We start from the raw sequence: 7492 nt of genomic DNA, 5'->3' as shown, positions 1-7492 counted from the left end.
CCTGAGCGCTCTGAAATTAAGGGCGCAATGGACTAGCAACCGCAAGACCAAGGCGACAGTTACCTTGACACGTACCGGTTTGTAAAAAAAGTGAGTCGCCGTAAGGGCGAAACCGCCAGCCGCAGCCCCCGAAGAAACGGATATTCACTCAGTCAGCCAGAACATGGTCGCCTATAAGGGCGCCATCGCGAGCAGGCTCACTCCTACAGAAAAGCAAATCGCAGGCAACAAAAAACCCGCAGACAATCCCTCATCTGCGGGTTTCCCGTTCCAGCAGCAAAGAAGATCAGAAATCCTCCAGCCGCCACACCTCATAAGCCGGCGTCTCATACGGATGACTGAGCTTCAACGCCGCCACAACAGCAACAATCAACTCATCCGCAACGACAAGCTCAACCTTCCATTCCTCAACCCGCTCAACCTGCCCCGCCTCACCAATAAACGGCTGACTGCCGTCCAACGGTCGAAACTGACCAGAGCCAAGCACCTGCCACGCACAGTGGTCATAGTCACCGATCCGCCCACCACCGGCAGCGAACACAGCCCCTTTGACCACCTCGACATGACTGTCAGGAACAAAAAAACCGAGCTTGTACACAGGCCTTAGTTCACCCAGACGCGCGCGTTACGGAACATACGCATCCAAGGTGCATCCTCGTTCCAGTCTTCCGAACGCCACGAGTTCTGCACCGCGCGGAACACACGCTCCGGGTGCGGCATCATGATCGTTACGCGACCATCACGGCTGGTGAGGCCGGTAATCCCGCGCGGCGAGCCGTTCGGGTTGGCCGGGTAGGCTTCGGTGACCTTGCCGTGGTTGTCGACAAAACGCATCGCCACGCAACCGGACAGATCGGCTTCCAACAGTGCCTCTTCGCTGGCGAACTCGGCATGACCTTCACCGTGGGCGATAGCGATCGGCATGCGCGAACCGGCCATGCCCTGCAGGAAGATCGAATTCGATTCCTGGATCTGCACCATCGCCACGCGCGCTTCGAACTGCTCGGAGCGGTTGCGCACGAAGTGCGGCCAGAACTCGCTGCCCGGGATCAGCTCGTGCAGGTTGGACATCATCTGGCAACCGTTGCACACGCCCAGCGTGAAGCTGTCGTTACGTTCGAAGAAGCCCTGGAACGCATCACGGGCGCGGCTGTTGAACAGCGCCGACTTGGCCCAGCCTTCACCGGCGCCGAGCACGTCGCCGTAGGAGAAACCGCCGCAGGCTACCAGGCCTTTGAACTCGTTGAGGTCGACACGACCGGCAAGGATGTCGCTCATGTGCACGTCGATCGCGCTGAAACCGGCGCGGTCGAACGCGGCGGCCATCTCCACCTGCCCGTTGACGCCCTGCTCACGCAGCACGGCAACCTGAGGACGGATGCCTTTCTTGATGTAAGGCGCGGCGATGTCCTGATTGACGTCGTAGCTGAGCTTGACGCTCAGGCCCGGATTGTCTTCTTCCAGCAGCGCGTCGAATTCCTGCTCGGCGCAGTCGGCGTTGTCACGCAGACGCTGGATCTGGTAGCTGGTCTCGGCCCACTGACGCTGCAGCAGACGACGCTGGCCTTCGAACACGGTGTCACCGTTGAAGGTGATGTTGATCTGGCCATTGTTGATCGGCTGACCGATCACCGACACGCAGTCGCCCAGACCGGCGGCGCTGAATTGCGCGAGGATGTCCGGGGTGGCGTCCTGACGAACCTGGATCACCGCGCCGAGTTCTTCGTTGAACAGGATCGCGGCGATTTCCGAAGCGGATTCGGCAACACTGTCCAGGTTCAGGCTCAGACCGCAGTGGCCGGCGAAGGCCATTTCCACCACGGAGGTCAGCAGACCACCGTCGGAACGGTCGTGGTAGGCCAGCAGATGACCGTCGGCGTTGAGGCCCTGGATCACCGCGAAGAAGGCTTTCAGGTCTTCGGCGTCATCGACGTCCGGCGCATGTTGGCCGAGTTTGCCGTGGACCTGCGCGAGGATCGACGCACCCATGCGGTTCTGCCCCCGACCGAGGTCGATCAGGATCAGGTCAGTGGTGCCCTTGTCCATGCGCAGTTCCGGGGTCAGGGTCTGACGGATGTCAGCCACTGGCGCGAAACCGGTGACGATCAGCGACATTGGCGAAGTGACGGTCTTGTCTTCGCCGTTGTCGTTCCAGCGCGTGGCCATGGACATCGAGTCCTTGCCCACCGGAATGGTGATGCCCAGCTCGGGGCACAGCTCCATGCCGACCGCTTTCACGGTGTCGTACAGACGCGCATCTTCGCCCGGGTGACCGGCAGCGGACATCCAGTTTGCCGACAGTTTGATGTCGGAGAGCTTGTTGATGCGCGAGGCGGCAATGTTGGTGATGGTTTCGCCGATGGCCATGCGGCCCGAGGCCGGCGCGTCCAGCAGAGCCAGCGGAGTGCGCTCGCCCATCGCCATCGCTTCACCGGTGTAGACGTCGAAACTGGTGGCGGTGACGGCAACGTCAGCCACCGGCACCTGCCATGGGCCGACCATCTGGTCACGGGCGACGAGGCCGGTGATGGTGCGGTCGCCGATGGTGATCAGGAAGCTTTTGCTGGCCACGGCCGGGTGATGCAGAACACGCTCGATGGACTCGCTGATGTCGAGGTTCGACGGATCGAAGTCATCACCCAGCTCGGCTTCGCGGACCACCGAACGGTGCATGCGCGGCGCCTTGCCCAGCAACACTTCCAGCGGCATGTCCACCGGGTTGTTGCCGAAGTGGCTGTCGGTCACGGTCAGTTGCGGTTCGGCAGTCGCTTCACCGACTACGGCAAACGGGCAACGCTCGCGTTCGCAGATCGCCTGGAAGCGCTCGAAATCTTCCGGGCCGACCGCCAGGACGTAACGTTCCTGGGATTCGTTCGACCAGATTTCGTGCGGGGCCATGCCCGGCTCGTCGTTGGGAATGTTGCGCAGTTCGAAACGGCCACCGCGGTCGCCGTCGTTGACCAGTTCCGGGAAGGCATTGGACAGACCGCCCGCGCCGACGTCGTGGATGAAGCTGATCGGATTCTTGTCACCCAGTTGCCAGCAACGGTCGATGACTTCCTGACAACGACGCTCCATTTCAGGGTTTTCACGCTGCACCGAAGCAAAATCCAGATCCGCCGAGCTGGTGCCGGTGGCCATCGACGAAGCCGCGCCGCCGCCCAGACCGATCAACATCGCCGGGCCGCCGAGCACGATCAGCTTGGAGCCGACGACGATCTCGCCTTTCTTGACGTGTTCTTCACGGATGTTGCCCATGCCGCCAGCGAGCATGATCGGCTTGTGGTAACCACGCACTTCGTCGCCGTGCGGGGTAGTGATCGATTGTTCGAAGGTACGGAAATAGCCGGTCAGCGCCGGACGACCGAATTCGTTGTTGAACGCGGCGCCGCCGAGCGGGCCTTCGATCATGATGTCCAGCGCGGTGACGATGCGCTCAGGCTTGCCGTAAGGCACTTCCCACGGCTGTTCGAAGCCCGGGATCTGCAGGTTGGAAACGGTAAAACCGGTGAGGCCGGCCTTTGGCTTGGCGCCGCGACCGGTTGCACCTTCGTCACGGATCTCGCCGCCGGAACCGGTCGATGCACCCGGGAACGGAGCAATCGCGGTCGGATGGTTGTGGGTTTCAACCTTCATCAGGATGTGCACCGGCTCCTGCACCGCACCGTACTGGCGGGTTTCAGGGTTCGGGAAGAAGCGGCCGGCGACGTTGCCAACGATCACCGATGCGTTGTCCTTGTAAGCGGACAGCACACCTTCGCTGTGCATCTGATAGGTGTTCTTGATCATGCCGAACAGGCTTTTTTCCTGGCTCTGGCCGTCGATGTCCCAACTGGCGTTGAAAATCTTGTGGCGGCAGTGCTCGGAGTTGGCCTGGGCGAACATCATCAGTTCGATGTCATGCGGGTTGCGCTTGAGACCATTGAAGGCATTGACCAGGTAGTCGATCTCGTCTTCGGCCAGGGCCAGGCCCAGCTCGGTGTTGGCCTTTTCCAGCGCGGCGCGACCGCCACCGAGGATGTCGATTGCGGTCAACGGCTTCGGCTCGGCATGGCTGAACAGACCGGCGGCCTGCTCGAGGTTGGCCAGCACGATCTGGGTCATGCGGTCATGCAGCGCGTCCGAAATCAGCTGGGCTTCGGCTTCGCTGAACTGCCCTGCAACATAGAAGGCGATACCGCGTTCCAGGCGCTGGATCTTGCTCAGACCGCAGTTGCGGGCGATGTCGCTGGCCTTGCTCGACCACGGCGAGATGGTGCCGAAACGCGGCAGCACCAGAAACAGACGGCCGGTCGGCTCTTGAACCGGAACACTTGGGCCGTACTTCAGAAGGCGCGCTAGCACCTGCTGTTCGTCGCCGGTCAGGACGCCGGTGACTTCGGCGAAGTGAGCGAATTCAGCATACAGGCCACTGACAGCTGGAACCTTCTGGCTCAGTTGCTCAAGGAGTTTGCTGTGGCGAAAGGCAGAAAGGGCAGGAGCGCCGCGCAGGATCAACATCTTCGGGACAGCCTCGGGAAGGGGTGTGCTTTGAGGCCGTGCATTCTAGCCTAAACCGACCTCAACATCACCCGAAACGCTACGCACGGTTGCACTCGGGTAGCAATCTGTGTTTCTGCCTCCGGGGTCAGGTAAATCGAGCGTTTCAGCGCGGCTTATTTTTACTGTAACAAAACGCCCTGAAGGCCCGTATTCAAGGGATTTCGTTCGGATTTGTGATCGCTAGCAGACTAGTCCTACGCTGTCGAGATATGGCGCCCGTGGCCGTTTGCGTATACTGCGCAGATGTTTTTCCCAACGGCTTTGCGTCCGCGATACGCCAAATGGCTGATCGCAACCGGACTCTTCCTGATGCTCGGTGGCTGTGTTGATAAACCCAACACACTCGAGCGCGTAAAGGAGGACGGTGTGCTGCGGGTGGTTACCCGTAACAGCCCCGCCACCTACTTTCAGGATCGCAGCGGTGAAACCGGCTTCGAATACGAGCTGGTGAAGCGTTTCGCCGACGATTTGGGTGTCGAGTTGAAGATCGAGACCGCCGACAATCTCGATGACCTGTTCAATCAGGTAGGCAAGCCGAACGGCCCGGTGCTTGCGGCCGCCGGTCTGGTCAGCAGCGATGAACGCAAGAAGCAGGTGCGGTTCTCCCACTCCTACCTTGAAGTCACCCCGCAGATCATCTACCGCAACGGCCAGTCGCGGCCCACCGATCCGGCGGATCTGGTCGGCAAGAAGATCACCGTGCTCAAGGGCAGCACCCACGCCGAGCAACTGGCGGAGCTGAAACAGAAATTTCCCGGCATCGAATACGAAGAATCCGACGCGGTTGAAGTGGTCGATCTGCTGCGCATGGTCGATGAGGGCCAGATTGACCTGACATTGGTCGACTCCAACGAAGTGGCGATGAATCAGGTGTACTTCACCAACATTCGTGTCGCCTTCGACCTCGGCGACGCACGCAGCCAGAGCTGGGCGGTGGGCCCGGGCGAGGACAACAGCCTGCTCAATGAAATCAACGCCTATCTGGACAAGGTGCAGAAGAACGGCACCCTGCAACGCCTGAAGGACCGCTACTACGGCCACGTTGATGTCCTCGGCTACATGGGCGCCACCACCTTCGCCCAGCACTTGCAGCAGCGCCTGCCGAAATACGAACAGCACTTCAAGAACTACGCGAAGAAAGAGAAAGTCGACTGGCGCCTGCTGGCCGCCATCGGTTATCAGGAATCCCTGTGGCAGCCAACCGTGACCTCGAAAACCGGCGTACGCGGCCTGATGATGCTGACCCAGAACACCGCGCAGGCGATGGGTGTATCGAACCGCCTCGATCCCAAGCAGAGCATCATGGGCGGCGCCAAGTACATGGCCTATATGAAGGATCAGCTAGACGATTCGATTCAGGAACCGGACCGCACCTGGTTTGCCCTGGCGGCATACAACGTCGGCAGCGGCCATCTGGATGACGCGCGCAAACTGGCGGCGAAGGAAGGCTTGAATCCGGACAAGTGGCTGGACGTGAAAAAGATCCTGCCGCGCCTGTCGCAGAAACAGTGGTACAGCAAGACCCGTTACGGCTACGCCCGGGGTGGCGAGCCAGTGCATTTCGTGGCGAACATCCGTCGCTATTACGACATCCTGACCTGGGTAACCCAGCCGCAGCTTGAGGGCGATCAGGTGGCCGAGGGCAATCTGCATGTGCCGGCGATCGACAAGTCGAAACCGGCGCAGGAACCTGCCCCGCTCTAACAACACCTCAAATCCAACTGTGGGAGCGAGCCTGCTCGCGAAAGCATCAGCCCATCAACCCGCGCATCGCCAGAAACAGCAGCGAAGGCCCCAGCAGACACCCAAGCGCGGTGTAGAACGCCGCCGTCAGGCAACCATACGGCACCAACTTCGGATCGGTGGCCGCCAGCCCCCCGGCGACGCCGCTCGAGGTGCCCATCAAACCACCGAAAATCACCGCGCTGCGCGGGTTGTTCAGGCCGATCATCGGTGCCACGAACGGTGTCATCACCATCACCAGAATCGCCTTGATCAGCCCCGCCGCAATCGACAACGCCATCACCTCGGAACTGGCACCAATCGCCGCGCCGGTCACCGGGCCGACAATGTAAGTCACGGCCCCCGCGCCAATGGTGGTCAGGCTCACCGCATCGGTATACCCGAATGCCATCGCCACGCCGACCCCGGCGACGAACGAGGTGCCAACACCGACAAACAGCGCCAGCACACCCACAAACCCGGCACGCTTGAGCTCATCGACACTCACGCCAAACGCCGTCGCCACAATTGCGAAATCACGCAGCATCGCACCGCCGAGCAGGCCGATGCCGGACAGCAGGGGAATATCCACCACGCCTTTTTGCCCACCGGTCAGTGCGCCGCCGATATACGACAGCACCAGCCCGAGCAGAATGGCGATCGCCGAACCGTGCAATCGGCCCTTGGTGAAGGTGTTGGACATCCAGTAGGACACCCACATGGTCAGGCCGACAATCAGAAAGCCGCTGATCAGACCGTAACCGGTGATCACTTTCATCATTGATTCGTACATGGCGATTACCCCGCAGTCTTGGCAGGAGCAATCGGCGTCTCTTGCTTGTTGCCCATGCGTGTCAGCACCGGCACCAAGGCAAAAGCGATCACTACGGCGAGGGTGCCGGCAAGAATCGCCATCGGCCCGCCCTTCAGCGCACCGTAGACATTCTGCTGCGCGGCCATGGCGACCACGATGGGAATGTAGATCGCGCTCCAGAACTCCACGCCCTGCTCGGTCTTGCCCTTGAGCCAGCCGCTCTTGTAGAGATAGCTGCCCAGGCCGATCAGCAGCAGCATCGCAATGCCGACGCCACCGACGTTGGCCGGCACGCCGATCAGCTTGCCGAGCAATTCACCGACCCAGATACCGACCAGCGTGCAAAAGGCGAGAAACGCCACACCGTAAATAATCATTGTTGTAGTCCTCAAAGTGCATCGTCGAATGTTGTTT

Annotated in this window: 5 protein-coding genes; 1 reads left to right on the top strand and 4 read right to left on the bottom strand. The window is 60.8% G+C overall.

Features of this window, described 5'->3' with window-relative positions:
- Nucleotides 1-286: 286 nt before the first annotated feature.
- Both AC4IHP_RS23720 and purL read right to left on the bottom strand, forming a co-directional pair.
- Nucleotides 287-598, bottom strand: a complete 312-nt coding sequence (locus tag AC4IHP_RS23720; RefSeq protein WP_102356444.1) for a YqfO family protein — start codon at nucleotides 596-598, stop codon at nucleotides 287-289.
- 5 nt (nucleotides 599-603) lie between these two features.
- A complete protein-coding gene (gene purL / locus AC4IHP_RS23715) occupies nucleotides 604-4500 on the bottom strand; it encodes a phosphoribosylformylglycinamidine synthase (RefSeq protein WP_073473626.1) in 3897 nt (1298 codons plus the stop codon).
- A 285-nt stretch (nucleotides 4501-4785) separates the two neighbouring features.
- Between purL and mltF the strand changes: the two genes are divergently transcribed.
- Nucleotides 4786-6246: a membrane-bound lytic murein transglycosylase MltF gene (mltF, locus tag AC4IHP_RS23710; RefSeq protein WP_490832898.1), complete on the top strand. Its 1461-nt coding sequence runs from the start codon at nucleotides 4786-4788 to the stop codon at nucleotides 6244-6246.
- A 46-nt stretch (nucleotides 6247-6292) separates the two neighbouring features.
- Here the strand turns inward: mltF and madM are convergent, their stop codons facing one another.
- Nucleotides 6293-7057 carry a malonate transporter subunit MadM gene (madM, locus tag AC4IHP_RS23705; RefSeq protein ID WP_041476796.1) on the bottom strand — a complete coding sequence of 255 codons (765 nt, stop codon included), beginning with the start codon at nucleotides 7055-7057 and terminating at the stop codon, nucleotides 6293-6295.
- 5 nt (nucleotides 7058-7062) lie between these two features.
- A complete protein-coding gene (gene madL / locus AC4IHP_RS23700; RefSeq protein ID WP_016772756.1) occupies nucleotides 7063-7455 on the bottom strand; it encodes a malonate transporter subunit MadL in 393 nt (130 codons plus the stop codon).
- Nucleotides 7456-7492 lie beyond the last annotated feature (37 nt).

This window comes from Pseudomonas sp. UF-293 (assembly GCF_058245595.1).
Note: the sequence above shows the minus strand (reverse complement) of the source record. Positions and strands in the feature narration are given on the sequence as shown.